Annotated in this window: 16 protein-coding genes and 1 tRNA gene; 8 read left to right on the top strand and 9 right to left on the bottom strand. The window is 41.5% G+C overall.

The genetic code is table 11. The features are described 5' to 3' along the window. Positions 1–242: 242 nt before the first annotated feature. On the bottom strand, positions 243–953 hold the full coding sequence (locus AAHJ11_RS20455) for a tRNA1(Val) (adenine(37)-N6)-methyltransferase (protein WP_320975244.1): 711 nt from the start codon (positions 951–953) through the stop codon (positions 243–245). A 215-nt stretch (positions 954–1,168) separates the two neighbouring features. Here AAHJ11_RS20455 and lon point away from each other — a divergent pair, with 215 nt between their 5' ends. The 3 genes from lon to AAHJ11_RS20470 are packed head-to-tail and all read left to right on the top strand — an operon-like array spanning position 1,169 to position 5,862. After that, the gene (gene lon / locus AAHJ11_RS20460; RefSeq protein WP_195650301.1) at positions 1,169–3,634 is read left to right on the top strand and encodes an endopeptidase La; all 2,466 of its coding nucleotides are present in this window, start codon (positions 1,169–1,171) and stop codon (positions 3,632–3,634) included. After that, positions 3,631–4,761, top strand: a complete 1,131-nt coding sequence (tgt, locus tag AAHJ11_RS20465; RefSeq protein WP_004295910.1) for a tRNA guanosine(34) transglycosylase Tgt — start codon at positions 3,631–3,633, stop codon at positions 4,759–4,761. The genes lon and tgt overlap by 4 nt, the downstream gene beginning before the upstream one ends. Before the next feature lie 3 nt (positions 4,762–4,764). Beyond that, positions 4,765–5,862, top strand: a complete 1,098-nt coding sequence (locus AAHJ11_RS20470; protein WP_148366662.1) for an LptF/LptG family permease — start codon at positions 4,765–4,767, stop codon at positions 5,860–5,862. 82 nt (positions 5,863–5,944) lie between these two features. On the opposite strand, the gene AAHJ11_RS20475 is transcribed toward AAHJ11_RS20470, so the two are convergent. Together AAHJ11_RS20475 and AAHJ11_RS20480 are read right to left on the bottom strand one after the other, a co-directional pair. Further along, positions 5,945–6,547 carry a sugar O-acetyltransferase gene (locus tag AAHJ11_RS20475; RefSeq protein ID WP_195650299.1) on the bottom strand — a complete coding sequence of 201 codons (603 nt, stop codon included), beginning with the start codon at positions 6,545–6,547 and terminating at the stop codon, positions 5,945–5,947. A 418-nt stretch (positions 6,548–6,965) separates the two neighbouring features. After that, a complete protein-coding gene (locus AAHJ11_RS20480; protein ID WP_148366661.1) occupies positions 6,966–7,469 on the bottom strand; it encodes a thioredoxin-like domain-containing protein in 504 nt (167 codons plus the stop codon). 266 nt (positions 7,470–7,735) lie between these two features. On the opposite strand from AAHJ11_RS20480, the gene serB reads away from it, so the two are divergent. Next, positions 7,736–8,965 (top strand): phosphoserine phosphatase SerB, encoded by a 1,230-nt coding sequence (gene serB / locus AAHJ11_RS20485; RefSeq protein WP_004311666.1) that lies wholly within the window; start codon positions 7,736–7,738, stop codon positions 8,963–8,965. 46 nt (positions 8,966–9,011) lie between these two features. Then, positions 9,012–10,280: a DEAD/DEAH box helicase gene (locus tag AAHJ11_RS20490; RefSeq protein ID WP_148366660.1), complete on the top strand. Its 1,269-nt coding sequence runs from the start codon at positions 9,012–9,014 to the stop codon at positions 10,278–10,280. A 51-nt stretch (positions 10,281–10,331) separates the two neighbouring features. On the opposite strand, the gene AAHJ11_RS20495 is transcribed toward AAHJ11_RS20490, so the two are convergent. The 3 genes from AAHJ11_RS20495 to rfbC are packed head-to-tail and all read right to left on the bottom strand — an operon-like array spanning position 10,332 to position 13,053. Further along, positions 10,332–11,129: a DUF4738 domain-containing protein gene (locus tag AAHJ11_RS20495; protein WP_148366659.1), complete on the bottom strand. Its 798-nt coding sequence runs from the start codon at positions 11,127–11,129 to the stop codon at positions 10,332–10,334. A gap of 35 nt (positions 11,130–11,164) precedes the next feature. After that, positions 11,165–12,478 carry a UDP-glucose dehydrogenase family protein gene (locus tag AAHJ11_RS20500; RefSeq protein ID WP_148366658.1) on the bottom strand — a complete coding sequence of 438 codons (1,314 nt, stop codon included), beginning with the start codon at positions 12,476–12,478 and terminating at the stop codon, positions 11,165–11,167. Positions 12,479–12,504: 26 nt separating this feature from the next. Further along, entirely contained in the window at positions 12,505–13,053 is a 549-nt protein-coding gene (rfbC, locus tag AAHJ11_RS20505; RefSeq protein ID WP_004303149.1) for a dTDP-4-dehydrorhamnose 3,5-epimerase, read from the bottom strand. 90 nt (positions 13,054–13,143) lie between these two features. Between rfbC and AAHJ11_RS20510 the strand changes: the two genes are divergently transcribed. Next, entirely contained in the window at positions 13,144–14,229 is a 1,086-nt protein-coding gene (locus AAHJ11_RS20510; protein ID WP_413580068.1) for an SPOR domain-containing protein, read from the top strand. A gap of 18 nt (positions 14,230–14,247) precedes the next feature. Beyond that, positions 14,248–14,784 (top strand): FHA domain-containing protein, encoded by a 537-nt coding sequence (locus tag AAHJ11_RS20515; RefSeq protein WP_217722865.1) that lies wholly within the window; start codon positions 14,248–14,250, stop codon positions 14,782–14,784. A gap of 70 nt (positions 14,785–14,854) precedes the next feature. Here the strand turns inward: AAHJ11_RS20515 and AAHJ11_RS20520 are convergent, their stop codons facing one another. Next, a complete protein-coding gene (locus AAHJ11_RS20520; RefSeq protein ID WP_004295900.1) occupies positions 14,855–16,294 on the bottom strand; it encodes a tagaturonate reductase in 1,440 nt (479 codons plus the stop codon). A 26-nt stretch (positions 16,295–16,320) separates the two neighbouring features. Beyond that, entirely contained in the window at positions 16,321–17,388 is a 1,068-nt protein-coding gene (locus tag AAHJ11_RS20525; protein ID WP_195650291.1) for a substrate-binding domain-containing protein, read from the bottom strand. Between the two features lie 198 nt (positions 17,389–17,586). Here AAHJ11_RS20525 and uxaC point away from each other — a divergent pair, with 198 nt between their 5' ends. Further along, positions 17,587–18,993 carry a glucuronate isomerase gene (uxaC, locus tag AAHJ11_RS20530; protein ID WP_148366650.1) on the top strand — a complete coding sequence of 469 codons (1,407 nt, stop codon included), beginning with the start codon at positions 17,587–17,589 and terminating at the stop codon, positions 18,991–18,993. A gap of 174 nt (positions 18,994–19,167) precedes the next feature. Here uxaC and AAHJ11_RS20535 read toward each other — a convergent pair. After that, positions 19,168–19,240: transfer RNA gene (locus AAHJ11_RS20535), tRNA-Lys, on the bottom strand.

The raw sequence follows: 19,240 nt of genomic DNA on the forward strand, positions 1-19,240 counted from the left end.
TTAAGACTATCAAAAGACAAAATAATAATTTCACTTCGAGAGCAACTTCAGAAAGTACTGCTAAAAAATAGTGTTCAAAAGCTAGAAATTACTCTCTTGAATTATGAGTTAGAAAGGAACAAAACAAAGATCTCAAAATAGCGTATTTGAACCAGCTTTGAAAGAGTGACGGTATATGCTCGCGATAGTGACGGTATCGCTGTCATATACCGTCACTATCTTTACCGGATAGCGTCACCCTTTTACATATTCAAATAATAATCCCGGGTTAGCGTCATATATTCCTCACTATATTGATGACGAGCCAGTTCTGTCAATAGTTCTTCTACAATACACTCTTGATTGGAAAAAGAAAAAGTAATCAAAACACGTTTCGGAATACCGCCGGGCTTAGTGATTACATTCAGTTGACGGACTGCATATAGCTTTCTCATATAAGCTATCTTTTTTACCCGTTCAGCTACATCTGCCGGAATCACCATTGTGAAAAATCCGTCTTCTGCCAATAATCCGCTTACTCCTTCCAACAAATCTTCATAAGTCAAAGAATCATTGTGACGAGCCGCGGCTCTCTGACGATCCGGACATTCCAGCGAATCGACAAAATAAGGAGGATTAGAAACAATTACGTCGAATTTATCCGAAGACCTGTATTTCTTAAAATCAGCCTGCACCACTTCTACCCGCTCCTTCCAAGGCGAACGAATGATATTTTCCCTGGCTTGCCCGACAGCCGCTTCGTCTATTTCCAACGCTACAATATTTACATCCGGCAAACTGCGTTGCGCCAACATTAAAGCCACCAACCCAGTTCCCGTCCCAATGTCCAGAATCCGGTGCGCACTCTCAACGAGAGTCCAAGCCCCCAGAAGTACTCCATCCGTACCGACTTTCATGGCACATTTATCATGCCATACCGTAAATTGCTTAAATTTAAAATAAGGATTCGACATTTTATCCGTTTATCTTAAAGCCGTTTTATACTATTATTTTATTGCAAATCGCCAAAAATAAATAATAATTATGGAATACTCCCTTTATAAGCCGATATTTTGGCATTGTTTTTGTGTTTTTATTCTGCGCAGTGCTTTATTATTAGAGAGAATCAATTAACTTTGCAAACGATTTATGCATATCAGTATGACATAAACTAAATTAAAACGAAAAGATGAAAGAAAGATATTTATTGGAAGATGGAGGCGATAACAGCTTCTCGCTAATCACAGACTATGATGGGAACGATGAACAAGCATTTGATGTAAATGTGAAATCTGGTGAAATTCTTCCAGTACTCCCCTTACGTAATATGGTGTTGTTTCCTGGAGTATTCCTGCCGATCACGGTAGGCCGCAAGTCTTCTCTGAAACTCGTACGAGATGCCGACAAGAAACATAAAGATATTGCAGTAGTATGCCAGAGATCGGCACATACAGAAGATCCGAAACTGGAGGATTTACACAATATCGGTACCGTAGGACGAATTGTGCGGATATTGGAAATGCCCGATCAGACAACAACTGTCATTCTTCAGGGAATGAAACGTTTAAGTCTGACAAACATCATCGAAACTCATCCGTACCTGAAAGGTGAAATACAACTTTTGGAGGAAGATGTCCCAGGCAAAGATGATAAAGAGTTTCAAGCCTTGGTGGAAACTTGCAAGGACTTGACAATGAGATACATCAAATCGTCAGATGTGATGCATCAGGATTCGTCGTTTGCTATTAAAAACATCAACAACCCAATGTTCCTGGTCAATTTCATCTGCTCAAACCTGCCGTTCAAGAAAGATGAGAAGATGGACTTGTTGAGCATCAACTCATTGCGTGAACGCACTTATCACTTACTGGAAATTCTGAACCGTGAAGTGCAGTTGGCAGAAATCAAGGCATCCATCCAAATGCGTGCCCGTGAAGATATCGACCAGCAACAACGCGAATACTTCCTGCAACAGCAGATCAAGACTATTCAGGATGAACTGGGTGGCGGCGGCCAAGAGCAGGAAATAGAGGAAATGCGCCAGAAGGCAGAAAGAATGCGCTGGAATTTAGAAGTCAGAGACACGTTCATGAAAGAACTTGCCAAACTGGAGCGTACTCACCCGCAATCTCCGGATTACAGCGTACAGCTCAACTATCTGCAAACGATGCTCAATCTCCCATGGGGTACTTATACAACTGACAATCTGAACCTTAAAAACGCAGAAAAGACGTTGAACAAAGACCATTACGGACTGGAGAAAGTAAAAGAACGTATTTTGGAACACTTAGCCGTATTGAAGCTGAAAGGTGATATGAAATCACCGATTATCTGCTTGTATGGCCCTCCAGGAGTGGGTAAAACATCTCTTGGAAGATCCATCGCATCTGCGCTCAAACGGAAATATGTACGTATGTCTTTAGGTGGTGTGCATGACGAAGCGGAGATTCGCGGTCATCGTAAGACTTATATCGGTGCTATGCCCGGACGAATCATCAAGAGCTTGATAAAAGCCGGTGCTTCCAATCCTGTTTTCATCTTGGATGAAATAGACAAGGTCAGTGCCGACCGTCAGGGGGACCCTTCTTCTGCATTGCTGGAAGTGCTCGACCCGGAACAGAATACTTCTTTCCATGATAACTTCCTAGATGTAGACTACGATCTCTCCAAGGTATTGTTTATTGCAACAGCCAACAACCTGAACACAATCCCCGGTCCGTTGCTGGACCGTATGGAATTGATTGAAGTAAGCGGATATATCACGGAAGAGAAAGTCGAGATTGCCCGCAAGCATCTGCTACCCAAAGAATTGGAAGCCAACGGACTCAAAAAAACGGATATCAAGCTTCCTAAAGATACGCTGGAAGCTATAATCGAGTCATATACCCGTGAAAGCGGCGTTCGCGAACTGGAAAAGAAGATCGGTAAGATTCTTCGCAAATCGGCTCGCCAATATGCTACGGACGGTTATTTCGCTAAGACGGAAATCAAACCGACAGATTTGTATGATTTCCTCGGAGCACCCGAATATACACGCGACAAGTATCAGGGAAATGATTACGCAGGTGTAGTCACCGGATTGGCATGGACAGCTGTCGGAGGCGAAATCTTATTTGTAGAAACCAGTTTGAGCCGCGGCAAGGGCGGACGTCTTACATTGACCGGTAACTTGGGAGATGTGATGAAAGAATCTGCCATGCTGGCACTTGAATATATCAAGGCGCATGCTTCTGTCCTTAGTCTGGACGAAGAGATCTTTGACAACTGGAATATCCATATCCACGTTCCTGAAGGGGCTATTCCGAAAGACGGTCCATCAGCAGGTATCACGATGGCCACTTCACTGGCTTCTGCCCTGACTCAAAGAAAAGTGAAAGCCAACATTGCCATGACGGGAGAAATCACTCTTCGCGGCAAAGTGCTTCCTGTGGGTGGCATCAAGGAGAAGATATTGGCAGCCAAACGTGCCGGAATCAAGGAAATCATCATGAGTGCCGAGAACAAAAAGAACATAGATGAAATTCAGGATATTTATTTGAAAGGACTGACTTTCCACTATGTAAACGATATAAAAGAGGTATTCGCTATTGCATTGACCAACGAAAAAGTAACGGATCCTATTGATTTATCTGTTAAGAAACCCAGCCAGGAATGACATTTGAGTTACAATATACAGACACTAAAAGTAATGCCCGTGCCGGTCTGATAACAACAGACCACGGGCAGATACAAACACCTATCTTCATGCCGGTGGGCACACTGGGCACTGTGAAGGGAGTACATCTGACCGAATTAAAAGAAGACATTCAGGCACAGATTATTCTGGGTAATACCTATCACCTCTATTTGCGTCCGGGATTGGACGTGATCGAGAAAGCAGGCGGACTGCACCGCTTTAACGGTTTCGACCGCCCCATGCTGACTGACAGCGGTGGTTTTCAGGTATTTTCATTAGCCGGAATCAGAAAGCTGCGTGAAGAAGGAGCTGAATTTCGTTCGCATATCGACGGAAGCAAGCACATCTTCACTCCGGAGAAGGTGATGGACATTGAACGGACTATCGGTGCGGATATTATGATGGCTTTTGACGAATGTCCTCCGGGCGACTCGGATTACGAGTATGCCAAAAAGTCATTAGGATTAACCCACAGGTGGCTCGACCGTTGTATACAACGTTTTAATGAGACAGAACCTAAATACGGTTACAACCAGTCTCTCTTCCCCATCGTCCAGGGATGCGTTTATCCTGACCTGCGCAAGCAATCTGCAGAGTTTGTAGCGTCCAAAGGTGCTGACGGGAATGCTATCGGCGGTTTGGCGGTAGGTGAACCGGTAGACAAGATGTATGAAATGATCGAGATTGTCAATGAAATACTTCCCAAAGACAAACCCCGTTACCTGATGGGGGTCGGAACTCCTGTCAACATTCTTGAAGGAATAGAACGCGGCGTGGATATGTTCGACTGCGTTATGCCTACAAGAAACGGACGAAATGGCATGTTGTTCACCAAAGATGGCATTATCAATATGCGGAACAAAAAATGGGAAACAGACTTCTCTCCTATTGAAGCCGACGGAGCCTCTTGCGTGGATACATTGTACAGCAAGGCTTATTTGCGCCATCTTTTCCATGCACAAGAGCTACTGGCTATGCAAATCGCTTCCATACACAATCTGGCATTCTATCTGTGGCTGGCAGGGGAAGCAAGAAAGCACATTATTGCCGGAGATTTCTCGACCTGGAAGCCGATGATGGTTAAAAGAGTATCAACTAGATTATAAGAAATGAAAAGCAATCGATTTATAAAACGGCTGGACTGGTATATCATCAAGAAGTTCTTGGGGACATACGTATTTGCTATTGCACTAATCATTTCTATTGCAGTGGTATTCGACTTCAACGAAAAGATGGACAAACTAATGGAGCATGAAGCTCCATGGGATAAAATCATCTTTGAATACTACATGAACTTTATCCCCTATTTCTCCAATCTGTTCAGTCCATTGTTCGTATTCATTGCTGTTATTTTCTTTACCTCCAAACTGGCAGAAAACTCCGAAATTATCGCGATGTTCTCCACCGGCATGAGCTTTAAAAGGATGATGCGCCCTTATATGATTTCTGCCGCTATCATCGCATTGGTCACCTTCACACTAAGTTCGTATGTGATTCCGAAAGGAAGTGTTACGCGTCTGAATTTTGAAGATCGGTATATCAAACCAAAGAAACAAAACTCGGTAAGCAATGTGCAGCTGGAAGTGGATAGCGGAGTGATTGCATATATCGACAACTATAACAACGCAATGAAAACCGGTAACCGCTTTTCATTGGATAAATTTGTGGATAAAAAATTAGTTTCGCATTTAACTGCACGACGGATTACCTACGACACCACCACCGTTCATAAATGGACGATCCACGATTATATGGTACGCGAACTGGATGGTTTAAAGGAAAATATCACTAAGGGAGACCGAATAGACTCTATCATCAACATGGAACCTTCTGACTTTCTTATCATGAAAAATCAGCAGGAAATGCTGACCAGTCCCGAATTGAGCGATTATATCGCCAAACAGAAACGAAGAGGATTTGCCAACATCAAGGAGTTTGAGATTGAATATCACAAACGAATCGCTATGTCGTTCGCCTCTTTCATCCTTACCATCATCGGTGTATCGCTTTCGTCCCGAAAAACAAAAGGTGGTATGGGACTCCATCTGGGCATCGGATTAGGGTTAAGTTTCTCTTATATCCTGTTCCAGACGATTACTTCCACCTTTGCCGTGAACGGAAATGTGCCGCCTGCCGTTGCAGTCTGGATTCCTAATATCCTCTATGCGGGTATCGCATTCTTCTTGTACCAGAAGGCGCCTAAATAAAAGGTAGGCAAGCCTTCCGCAGTCTTCACGGATTCGTGCCTTTACTTTATCATCTAGTGCATTCAGTTTCTTCTTATGAACGTTATTTCACGAATCCAACCTTGTCCGCTTCGGTTATTTGCTTGATGATACGACAAGGATTGCCTGCAGCAAGGGTACGGGGAGGAATATCATGTGTGACAATGCTTCCACAACCGATGACGGCTCCTTCGCCTATAGTTACACCTGCCATGATTTTTACATTGCCGGCTATCCACACCTTGTCACCAATGGTGATGCGACCGCCTATGAGTGCTCCCAGAGCACGCTCCTCGGGATCAAGACTGTGGTTGGCACTGTACATACCTACATTAGGACCTATGAGAACATGGTTGCCGATGGTGATACGTGAGCAATCAAGTAACACAGCACCGAAGTTGATGTAAACGTCATTGCCGATGTAAATGTTCTTACCAAACTCACAAATAAAGTTTGGCTCAATATACACATTTTCTCCAATACTACCAAATAGCTCTTTCAACAGCTGCTTACGCTCTTCGGGTTGTTCATCGGTTGTTTGATTGAACTTCTTGAAGATGTTTTTTGCCTCTACACGGCGTTTAAACAAATCTTCATCGAAGTCATCGTAAATCATGTCAAGTTGCATCTTTTCCCATGCAGAGAGGGTGGAGTCATTAGATTTCATACCTTTTCGTATATAACGTCAGTTCGACGAATTATAATTATTTGATTATTTGGAGAATAACAATAAAAGTAGCATATTTATAGTGTCTAATTATAAACACATACCAAACCTTTATCACTATATTTACAGAATGCAAAGTTATTGAAATATTTTGTTTGGCAGATAATTTCTGTAAGTTTTCTGATTCCTTACCCACGGCTTTTTCATTTAAGAAATAGTATTTTAAGATACAAGATCTTAGTGTTTTGGATGCACCGGATAAACGAAAAATATAAAAGAGAAGTTCCGCCTATTCTTGCTAATGCAAGTGCAGGCGGAACTTTTTTGTTGTATCCATTTCCTCTTTTGTCTATTCTCCATTATTTTCACCTGACGGTGATTTGGAAAATCCCTCTTTCTCCTTACATTCTTAAAATCGTTAACCGACTTCTTTTACATAAGCAGAAAGATCTGCAGCAGAGATGTTTTTGGCTATAATTACACCATTTCCATCCAATAAATAGTTTGTGAATCCCCGGTTTAAACGGTACTTCTTAAATAAGCCGGAATCCTCGCCTTCTGTTTCCACGAAACAAGTGGGCGTAACTATTTGATCCTTACGAACGGTTTCCTTAAATATTGACTGATATTCGTCAAATGAAATAGAAACCATTTCCACATTATGAGAAGAACGAAGCGCATTGCTCAAACTTACATTTTGCATCCGGGACTGCGCGTCATAACTTGCCCAAAAACTTAGCAACACATATTTACCTTTCAAATTTCCCAATTTAAAGGCGGGTTGCCCGTCAGACGTAGATTCGATTTTAAAATCAGGGGCTACGTCACCCTCACTCAAACCTCCGGTAGGTTTGTCTTTCTCAACGAAAGCGGTCAAGGAACAAATCAGTAATACAACAAAAATCCATTTTACATGCTTCATGTAATTAGGTTTTAGTTAATACTATCCGGGCCTGTCCTTAAACAGTGGTTTCTTCCCGAAACGTTGTCTTTTCAGGCATCAGGCGAAGAGGAATCCGCTGATTATCAGAGCCTTTATTTTTGAAACCGGGTGCAAAGGTAAGTAAATATTAAATTAACTTCCAAGCAAATAAGCAAAAATCTCACTTTTGGGGTATAACTTTTTATGTTATTTAGCATAAAAACGAACTTTTTTCTCTACTTTTGCAGAGTTAAAGTCTATTTTTTATGCAACCATCAAATACTGAATTGATTCTGATTCGAGTTACCGGCGAAGATCGCCCGGGACTGACTGCTTCCGTGACCGAAATCCTTGCCAAATATGATGCCACGATTCTCGATATCGGCCAGGCAGATATTCATAATACATTATCGCTGGGTATCCTGTTCAAGAGTGAAGAAAGACATTCCGGATTCATTATGAAGGAACTGTTGTTCAAGGCTTCTTCTCTGGGAGTGACCATCCGGTTTGAACCTATCACCACCGAGCAATATGAAAACTGGGTAGGTATGCAAGGGAAAAACCGTTATATCCTGACGGTTCTGGGACGCAAGCTTTCCGCCCGACAGATTTCTGCCGCTACAAGCATCTTAGCCGAGCAGGGCATGAATATCGATGCTATTAAACGTCTGACAGGTCGTATCCCGTTGGATGAATGTCAGGCAGATACACGTACCAGGGCTTGCATTGAGTTTTCAGTGAGAGGTACTCCGAAAGATCGCATTGCGATGCAGGAGAAGCTGATGAAGTTGGCCAGCGAACTGGAAATGGACTTTTCTTTCCAACAGGATAATATGTACCGTCGTATGCGCCGTCTAATCTGTTTTGATATGGACTCTACATTAATCGAAACAGAGGTGATTGACGAACTGGCTATCCGTGCCGGTGTAGGCGACGAAGTAAAGGCCATCACAGAAAGCGCCATGCGTGGAGAAATAGACTTTACAGAGAGCTTTACCCGCCGTGTAGCACTATTGAAAGGGCTGGACGAATCGGTAATGCAGGAAATAGCCGAGAGCTTGCCTATCACAGAGGGTGTAGAGCGGCTGATGTATGTATTGAAGAAGTACGGTTACAAAATCGCCATCCTTTCGGGAGGATTCACTTATTTCGGTCAATACCTGCAAAAAAAATACGGTATAGATTACGTCTATGCCAACGAACTGGAAATTATTGATGGCAAACTGACCGGACGTTACCTGGGAGATGTAGTAGACGGAAAACGGAAAGCTGAATTGCTCCGCCTCATTGCACAAGTGGAAAAGGTGGATATTGCACAGACCATCGCTGTAGGAGACGGAGCTAACGACCTCCCTATGCTAGGGGTTGCCGGACTGGGAATTGCCTTCCACGCAAAGCCTAAAGTGGTGGCAAATGCCAAGCAATCGATCAACACCATCGGACTGGATGGGGTGCTCTATTTCCTCGGATTCAAAGATTCTTACTTGAATATGTAATTAGACAAAAAAATAGATTATCTTTGCTGACAAATTAAATAAAAGAATGAAGTTTTCCGAACTACAATTAAATGCAAATGTGCTTGAGGCGCTTGATGCCATGCGATTTGACGAATGTACGCCTATACAGGAGCAGGCAATTCCAATCATACTTGAGGGTAAAGATTTGATCGCAGTAGCACAGACAGGAACAGGTAAAACGGCTGCATTTCTACTGCCTGTATTGAATAAATTATCTGAAGGTAAACATCCGGAAGATGCGATTAATTGTGTCATCATGTCTCCTACCCGGGAATTGGCCCAACAGATTGACCAGCAAATGGAAGGGTTTTCTTATTTCATGCCGGTATCGAGTGTTGCCGTATACGGTGGAAATGATGGAGTATTGTTCGAACAACAGAAAAAAGGGCTCACTTTAGGAGCTGATGTTGTTATTGCTACTCCCGGACGTCTGATCGCCCATTTAAGCCTTGGATATGTAGATCTTTCCAAGGTTTCTTATTTTATTCTGGATGAAGCAGACCGGATGCTCGACATGGGATTTTATGAAGATATCATGCAAATTGCGAAATATCTGCCGAAGGAACGACAGACAATCATGTTTTCTGCAACAATGCCTGCAAAGATTCAGCAATTGGCAAACACAATCTTAAATAATCCGTCAGAGATAAAGCTTGCAGTTTCTAAACCTGCAGAAAAGATTATTCAGGCGGCATATGTTTGTTACGAGAATCAAAAGTTGGGAATTATACGCAGTCTTTTTATGGATGAAGTTCCGGAGCGTGTGATCGTCTTTGCTTCTTCCAAAATCAAAGTCAAAGAAGTGGCTAAGGCCTTGAAGTCCATGAAACTGAATGTAGGGGAAATGCATTCGGATCTGGAACAGGCTCAACGGGAAACTGTTATGCACGAGTTTAAAGCCGGACGAATCAATATATTGGTAGCTACGGATATCGTTGCACGTGGTATCGACATTGATGATATTCGACTGGTTATCAACTTCGACGTGCCTCACGATAGCGAGGATTATGTACACCGCATCGGACGTACGGCACGTGCCAATAACGATGGTGTAGCACTTACGTTTATCAGCGAGAAAGAGCAAAGCAACTTCAAAAGTATTGAGAACTTCCTGGAAAAAGAGATTTATAAAATTCCTATTCCTGAAGAATTGGGAGAAGCTCCGGAATACAAGCCACGTTCTTTTAGCAAGGGCAAGGGTGGCAACTACAAAAGAAAAGATTTCCGGGGAAAAAGGAATAATAATAACGGAGGAAAGAGAAATAACCGTCCGTCTCCCCCCAGACAAAATTAAAGCAAGGCTTTTTAATCCGGCACTATACGATCTGAATGTATGGTGCTTTTTTTATTTGGATGAAATGATAGTCAAATCTCCTTTAAAACTTACTTCCATATTTACAATGCTATATATGGAAGTTTCCGGAATGGCCAAGACAGCCTGATAATGAAAACCGTTCCGGTCTACTTTCACAAACTTTGTATCTGACAGGATGGATTGCTCCAGAAAATCGACAGGAAGTACTTTGTCAAACATCTGTTTGGTAACATCGCTGGCAAACAGGCTCTTTTTACCTTCATACACACAAATGTGCATCACATTATCATAGTATACATTATCCATGCTAATCCCGTCTTCGGAATAAGTCGTCTTGATGACTCTCATTTTAGAAGGATTAATATATACGTATGCACGATAGCGAGTGCCATTATAAGTCACCACACTATCACGTTTGGTTACTTCCGTATATGCCGGAATTACTAATTCCTGACGGACAAAATAGATTGAATCATTGGCATCTTCGGATTTATGTAGCTTAATCACATCATCCGTTATGGAATGAAACCAGAATATATGTTCTGCCTGCTTATCAATCTTGTAATAAGTAGTATCATTTCCATAAGTATAAAGAGTATCCCGTATTATTTTAAATGCAATGGGAGTACTTTGCACATCTGCATAGTAGATCGTATCTCCTTCTACACGCATCAACGGGCTCTCCGTTTCATCGTCCAGCCAAATTCCCTGCAGTAGCCCTTTTGCACTAAGATCCTCCTTCTCTTGTTGAAGAGAATGGGGATTCTTATTGCCGCTACATGCCGCGAAAAAGATTGCCATTAACGATACAGCCACATTTTTCATCATCTATTTTAGTTTTGTATAAAGATACTCTTATTTTTTTATTTACCAATACAGTGATAAATAAATCCGAGTTCTTCCATCTCTTTTTTATCATATATATTACGCCCGTCCAACACAATCTGCCGGGACATCGTTTTCTTGATAACGGCCCATGAAGGCAGACGGAATTCTTTCCATTCGGTAACCAGCATCAACACATCAGCATCCAGTACGGCATCGTACATATCGCAAGCATAATAGATGGTGTCGCCAATCCTACGCTTACATTCTTGCGTGGCAGCCGGATCGTATGCACGTACTTTACAACCAGCTTTGAGCAATCTATCAATCAGGACTAATGCCGGAGCCTCACGCATATCATCCGTTTCCGGTTTAAATGCCAATCCCCACAAAGCAACTGTCTTACCTTGCAAATCACCATTAAACTGCTTCACTAGCTTTTCGAACAAGACGCTTTTTTGGTTCTCATTCACTTCTTCCACAGCTGTAAGTACCCGCATGGTATAACCATTCTGTTCTGCCGTTTTAATCAATGCCTTCACATCTTTTGGGAAACAAGAACCACCATATCCGATGCCCGGATACAGAAACTTACGTCCGATACGGGTATCCGAACCTATTCCGCTACGCACCATATTCACATCCGCACCAACAATCTCGCACAAGTTTGCAATATCATTCATAAAGCTTATACGGGTTGCCAGCATCGAATTTGCCGCATATTTAGTCATTTCCGCAGACGGAATATCCATGAAAATCACACGGAAATTATTCAATAAGAATGGTTTATATAGTTTGGACATCAATTTCTCCGCACGTGCCGACTCCACTCCCACTACCACGCGGTCCGGGCTCATAAAGTCACTGATAGCATTTCCTTCTTTAAGGAATTCCGGATTAGAAGCCACATCAAAATCAACCTTCACGCCTCTCTTATCCAGTTCTTCCTGAATAACCGCACGAACCTTACTGGCAGTGCCTACCGGAACGGTGCTTTTGGTAACTACCAATTTATACTGTTTCATGTTGCGACCAATGGTACGGGCCACCTCCAATACGTATTTCAAATCAGCGCTGCCATCTTCATCCGGAGGAGTCCCAACTGCACTGAATATAACTTCCACTTCATCCAAACAACTTTCCAATGAGGTAGTAAACTTCAATCGCTTTGCCTTCATATTACGGAGTACCATCTCTTCCAATCCATTTTCATAAATTGGGATGTTCCCCTTTTGCAAAGATTCAATTTTCTCTTTGTTCGTGTCTACGCACGTTACATTCACGCCAATTTCGGCAAAACATGTGCCTGACACCAGCCCCACATACCCTGTTCCCACGATTGCAATTTTCATACTTAATCTATTGTTTGTTTAGAAATTCATTCAAAATAAACGGCGTCTTTGAAAGCAGTTCCCTCTCTGTCTTTCGCAGATAGTAACATTTGCGACTCTGCCAACGGCCAGTCGATCCCCAATGTTTCGTCATTATATAAAATAGAGGCTTCTGCCTGCGGAGCATACTTGTTATCTACCTTATATGTAAAAACAGCTTCTTCACTCAAAACTGCAAATCCATGAGCAAAACCGCGGGGAATAAAAAATTGTCTCTTGTTTTCTTCACTAAGCAATACACAAACATGCTTTCCAAACGTAGGCGATGATTTACGCAAATCAACGGCAACGTCCAGCACTTCTCCTTTAAGAACACGAACCAATTTCGCCTGACTATGTTCTCCTTTTTGATAGTGCAATCCGCGCAATACACCAAAAGACGATTTCGACTCGTTGTCCTGTATAAAGTTTACGGGACCAATATTGGCTTCAAACTCTTCTTTCTTATAGGCTTCCATAAAATAGCCCCGTTCATCGGAGAAAACTCTAGGCTCAATCAGCCATACTCCGTCTATTTCTGTCTGTATATAGTTCATTATTGATAGTGATAAATAAAACGATGCAAAAGTAGTGAATTTTTCGAAGTTTTCTGGGATATATTCAATTTATCTCTTAATTTTGCAGACATGATTGAATTGGCACAACATATAGAGACTTTACTACTGGAAAACGACTGCGTCATTGTTCCGGGATTTGGTGGTTTTGTAGCGCATTATTCGCCCGCAACCCGCGTAAAGGAAGAAAATATATTTTTACCTCCTACCCGTACAATCGGTTTTAATCCTCAATTAAAACTAAATGACGGCATATTGGTGCAATCTTATATGTCAGTATACGACACAAGTTTTGCTGACGCCAGCCGTATAGTAGAAAAAGAAGTAAACGAATTTATCGGTCTCCTTCATGAAGAAGGGAAAGCCCATCTGGATAATATAGGCGAGATTCATTATAATATTTATGGTAACTACGAGTTCGTTCCTTATGATTATAAGATAACAACTCCTTCATTATATGGTCTCGACTCTTTTGAAATACATGAACTTTCGGCTCTGCAACAGAAAGAAAAAGTATTGGTACCGACTTATCAGGAAAAGGAAAAGAAGACTTTTGAAATTAGTATCAACCGCGCGTATCTCCGCAATGCTGCAGCAATGATTGCTGCCATCGTACTGTTCTTTGCCTTTTCAACTCCGGTAGAGAATACCGACGTTCAAAAGAACAATTATGCACAGTTATTGCCCAGCGAGCTTTTTGAGCAAATAGAAAAGCAATCGGTTGCAGTAACTCCTGTTTATGTTAAGAACGATGCTGCGCAACAAGCAAAGAAGCTTTCTGCTTCTTCCGCTTCAACCAAAACTTCTTCTGCTAAAAAGCATACAACGGATAAAGCTAAGACTTCCAAACCGATCGCAGTAAGAGAAGTGAAAGTGGTAAAACAGGAAACAGCGGCTCCTGCTCCTGCAGTGAAATCTCAAGAAAGTGTAAATCATCCTTTTCATATCATAGTGGCAGGAGGAATCAGCTTGAAAGATGCAGAAGTTATTGCGAACCAATTAAAATCAAAAGGATTTACAGATGCAAAAGCTCTGAACACTGATGGCAAAGTACGTGTCAGTATCAGTTCATTCAACAACCGTGATGAAGCGACCAAGCAATTACTTGAGCTAAGAAAAAACGAAACTTATAAGAATGCCTGGTTACTGGCTAAATAAAAATCCCTTTTAAAAAGCATGAAACGAGTTCTTTGTCCTAAATGTGAGAATTATCTTTATTTTGATGAAACCAAGTATAGTGAAGGCCAATCACTGGTATTTGAATGCGAACATTGTGGCAAGCAATTCAGTATCCGGCTAGGAAAAAGTAAAGTTAAGGCTCTTAGAAAGGAAGAAAACCTGGAAGAAGAAGCTGAATCTCATAAAGAAGAGTTCGGATATATCACTGTAATCGAAAATGTATTTGGTTTTAAACAGTTACTTCCCTTGCAGGAAGGTGACAATGTCATAGGCCGCCGTTGCGTAGGAACAAACATTAATACTCCCATTGAAAGCGGTGATATGAGCATGGATCGACGCCATTGCATCATTAATATAAAGCGTAATAAGCAAGGAAAGCTAGTCTACACATTACGAGATGCTCCTAGCCTCACAGGCACTTTCCTTATGAATGAAATTCTGGGAGATAAAGACCGTGTACGTATTGAAGATGGCGCTATTGTGACAATTGGAGCTACTACATTTATTTTGCATACGGCTGAACAAGAACTATAAATAACTGATAATAAAAAATAGCGCCACTGTTCTCTGAACAAGTGGCGCTATTTTTTATTTAGTCTTCTAATTACAGAATACCTTTCACAGTTTCAAGCATTCCTTTTTCCTGGATAGAATCCAAATCAGCTTTTACGGCTTCTGTCAATCCCGGGATCTTATTCAAATCTTCTCCCCAGATAAAATCTGCAGCCAGAACACCTTCGGCAACTTTCTTTGTGCAACCTGTTGCCCAAAGTTCTTTCAGCAGGTTCATGATTTCAGGAGCATCATTCGGAACAATTTCAGCACCATCAGCACGTACACCACCTTTATAATAAGTAATGATAGCAGCTAAACCAAGCACCAGTCCTTTAGGAAGTTCACCTTTACGTTCCAGATAAGTCTTCAATCCCGGCAAATCACGAGTTTCGTATTTAGGGAAAGAATTCAGCATGATGCTGGTTACTGCATGATCCACGAACGGATTGTTGAAGCGTTCCAATACATCATTTGCAAATTTCTCCAACTCATCCTTCGGCAAGTTCAAAGTTTCCATCAGTTCGTCAAACATTACTTTGTGGATATATTTACCAATCACTTCGTGCTGGCAAGCATCACGCACAATATTCACTCCCGAGAGATAAGCAACCGGAGAAAGAACAGTATGCGGACCATTCAACAAAGTAACCTTACGTTCGTGATAAGGAGCTTCTGACGGTACAAACAATACATTCAAGCCTGCCTTGTCAGCCGGGAACTCTTTTGCAACTTCCTGCGGAGCTTCAATCACCCACAAATGGAAAACTTCAGCCTGAACAACCAGATTATCATCATATTGCAGTTTTTCTTTGATAGCAGCAATATCCTTGCGTGGGAATCCCGGAACAATGCGGTCTACCAATGTTGCATATACACCACAAGCTTCTTCAAACCAAGTTTTAAACTCGTTTCCCAGGTTCCACAATTCAATATATTGATAAATTGTTTCTTTCAACTTATGACCATTCAGGAAAATAAGCTCGCAAGGGAAAATAATCAAACCTTTTGTCTTATCACCATTGAATGTTTTAAAACGATGATACAGTAATTGAGTCAGCTTACCCGGATAAGATGAAGCAGGAGCATCTTCAAGTTTACAAGCCGGATCAAAAGCAATACCAGCCTCTGTAGTGTTTGAAATAACAAAACGCATTTCAGGTTGCTCTGCCAACTTCATAAACTCGTCATTTTGAGTATATGGGTTTAAAGCGCGGCTGATTACATCAATCATTGTCAAGCTGTTAACCGCCTCTCCTTTATCCAATCCTTGAAGGTTTACATGATAAAGATCATCTTGTGCATTCAGCATATCGACCATCCCTTTATCAATCGGTTGAACCACTACTACACTGCTGTTGAAATCAGCTTTCTGGTTCATGTTATAAATAATCCAATCTACAAATGCACGCAAAAAGTTACCTTCGCCAAATTGGATAATACGCTCCGGACGTTGTGTTTTAGGAGCAGTTTCTTTGTTTAACGCTTTCATGTTAGTTGTAATTTATAAAGTTGATATTATACAAATTCAAAATAAAAATCAATGTTTTCCTTTATCAGGATATCAATAGGCATATATTTTACAGGTTCAACAGACTTCTTAAACACGACATGGTCGCACAACGCCTTCACCCCGCAATATCCTTGCAAACCCGGACGTTGCCCGATTAAATAATGCACATCACCGGATTTTAATAAATCTACGTTTGCTTTCAGAAGGTCATATCCTATCAATCCTTTCATGCTACGTCCCGCATGGCGAAGATACTCTCCCAACTGATACACTCTGGAATTAAATACAACTCCCAGTAAAGCCTTTGGATGTGCCTCAAAAAACTCATCTAATGTCTGTTGGTTACTTTCCTGATCGGATTTATTGAGTACTACCTCGTGGATTACCAAGTTATTATATTCTTCGGCAATGTAACTCATAAAACCGTTCAAGCGACGTTGCATCTGTATTTCAGCCGGATTATCTTTATTGTTACTTAAAAACAAAACCAACTCCTGGCCTTCTCCTGCCGAATAATTGCGCATCAATATTTTCGCTGCGATATATCCGCTCTTATATGAATCCTGCCCGATATATGTCAATGCTTTCGCTTCTTCCATATTGAAATCGACAAAAGCATAAGCAATCTTATTTTCCTGTAAATAGGCTGTCAGCGCCAGTGTCTCTTCCCGAAAATTCGGAGAAATCAATACCGCATCCACATTCTTTTCTTTTATGGAAAGGCAGGCTTCCTGATAACTCTTCTCATCCCCATGGTGATAGCACAGATAATCTATACTCACATTAAAAGGACGCAACTCTTGCCGGGCACGCTCAATCCCCCCTACTACCGAATGCCAATAATCATGCTCTATATAATAAGGTATCAAACAGAGGAAAGAATATTTCTTTTTAGCAGCCAAACCGATAGCAAACACATTGGGCTGATAATGAATCTCATCCAACACCTTTTGTACTTTGGCTTTGCTTTTGGGAGACACGTCACCGCGATTGTGCAACACCCTGTCAACCGTTCCGGCGGAAACACCGGCCATACGGGCAATGTCTTTAATGGTATAGTTCTGGTCCTCCATAGTGCTAAAACTTAAATATTATAAATAATCGCTGCAAATATACGAATTATTTTGTTACTCCAAGTAAATTTTCTATTTTTGTGTTCGATAACGGTTAATAAAACTAAAACGAGATTTACGCCTATTAGCTTTAAAATCAATACTATATAGGTATAAATACAGAAAGTAATAATTTTATATACTTAAAACACAGTAATAATGAAGAACTTTATGGACGAAAACTTCTTGCTGCAAACAGAAACTGCGCAAAAGTTGTATCACGAGCATGCGGCTAAAATGCCGATTATCGACTATCACTGTCACCTTATCCCTCAAATGGTAGCTGACGACTACAAGTTTAAATCACTGACTGAAATCTGGCTGGGCGGTGACCACTACAAATGGCGTGCAATGCGTACAAACGGTGTAGACGAACGTTTCTGTACGGGAAAAGATACTACAGACTGGGAAAAATTTGAAAAATGGGCGGAAACAGTACCTTACACTTTCCGCAATCCATTATACCACTGGACTCATCTCGAACTGAAAACTGCATTTGGTATCAATAAAATATTGAATCCACAAACCGCACGTGAAATTTACGATGAATGTAACGAGAAACTGGCTCAACCCGAATATTCAGCTCGTGGAATGATGCGTCGTTATCATGTAGAAACTGTTTGCACAACGGATGATCCTATCGATTCATTGGAATATCATATCAAAACACGCGAAAGCGGATTTGAAATCAAGATGTTACCAACATGGCGTCCTGATAAGGCTATGGCTGTAGAAGTTCCTGCAGATTTCCGCAGTTATGTAGAAAAACTGGCAGAGGTAAGCGGTGTTACCATCTCTAACTTTGATGACATGATCGCTGCTTTGCGCAAACGTCATGACTTCTTCGCAGAACAAGGCTGCCGTCTGTCTGACCATGGTATTGAAGAATTCTACGCAGAAGATTACACAGATGCTGAAATCAAAGCCATCTTTAATAAGGTATATGGTGGTGCAGAATTGACCAAGGAAGAAATTCTGAAATTCAAATCGGCAATGCTTGTGATCTTCGGTGAAATGGACTGGGAAAAAGGATGGACCCAACAATTCCATTACGGCGCTATTCGTAACAATAACACGAAGATGTTTAAATTACTGGGTGCTGATACAGGTTTCGATTCTATCGGTGAATTCACAACTGCCAAAGCAATGGCTAAATTCCTTGATCGCCTGAACACTAATGGCAAATTGACTAAAACAATCCTCTACAACTTGAACCCATGCGCTAACGAAGTGATTGCAACAATGCTGGGTAACTTCCAGGATGGTTCTATCCCGGGAAAAATCCAATTTGGTTCCGGATGGTGGTTCCTTGACCAAAAAGATGGTATGGAAAAACAAATGAATGCTTTGTCAGTACTCGGTCTTTTGAGCCGCTTCGTAGGTATGTTGACAGACTCTCGTTCCTTCCTATCCTACCCGCGTCATGAATATTTCCGCCGTACATTGTGTAACCTGGTAGGACGCGACGTAGAAAACGGAGAAATTCCGGCATCTGAAATGGATCGTGTAAACCAAATGATTGAAGATATCAGCTACAACAATGCCAAGAACTTCTTCAAGTTCTAACAGACAGTAGTTACACTATAAAAATACCGCTGCCCAAAGCCGAATATAGCTTTGAGTAGCGGTATTTTTTCGGACTGTCCCATTTTTTATTCCCACAACTGAACTGTAACAACAAAAGACTCTCAACAAAACAAAAAAGGAGAACTTTTTAAGTTCTCCTTTTAATAATCTTTGTACACCCTCAGGGATTCGAACCCTGGACCCACTGATTAAGAGTCAGTTGCTCTACCAACTGAGCTAAGAGTGC

Origin of the sequence: Bacteroides sp. 90-K9/2 (genome assembly GCF_047310725.1) — a bacterium.
In the GTDB taxonomy this organism is placed as follows: Bacteria; Bacteroidota; Bacteroidia; order Bacteroidales; family Bacteroidaceae; genus Bacteroides; species Bacteroides vicugnae.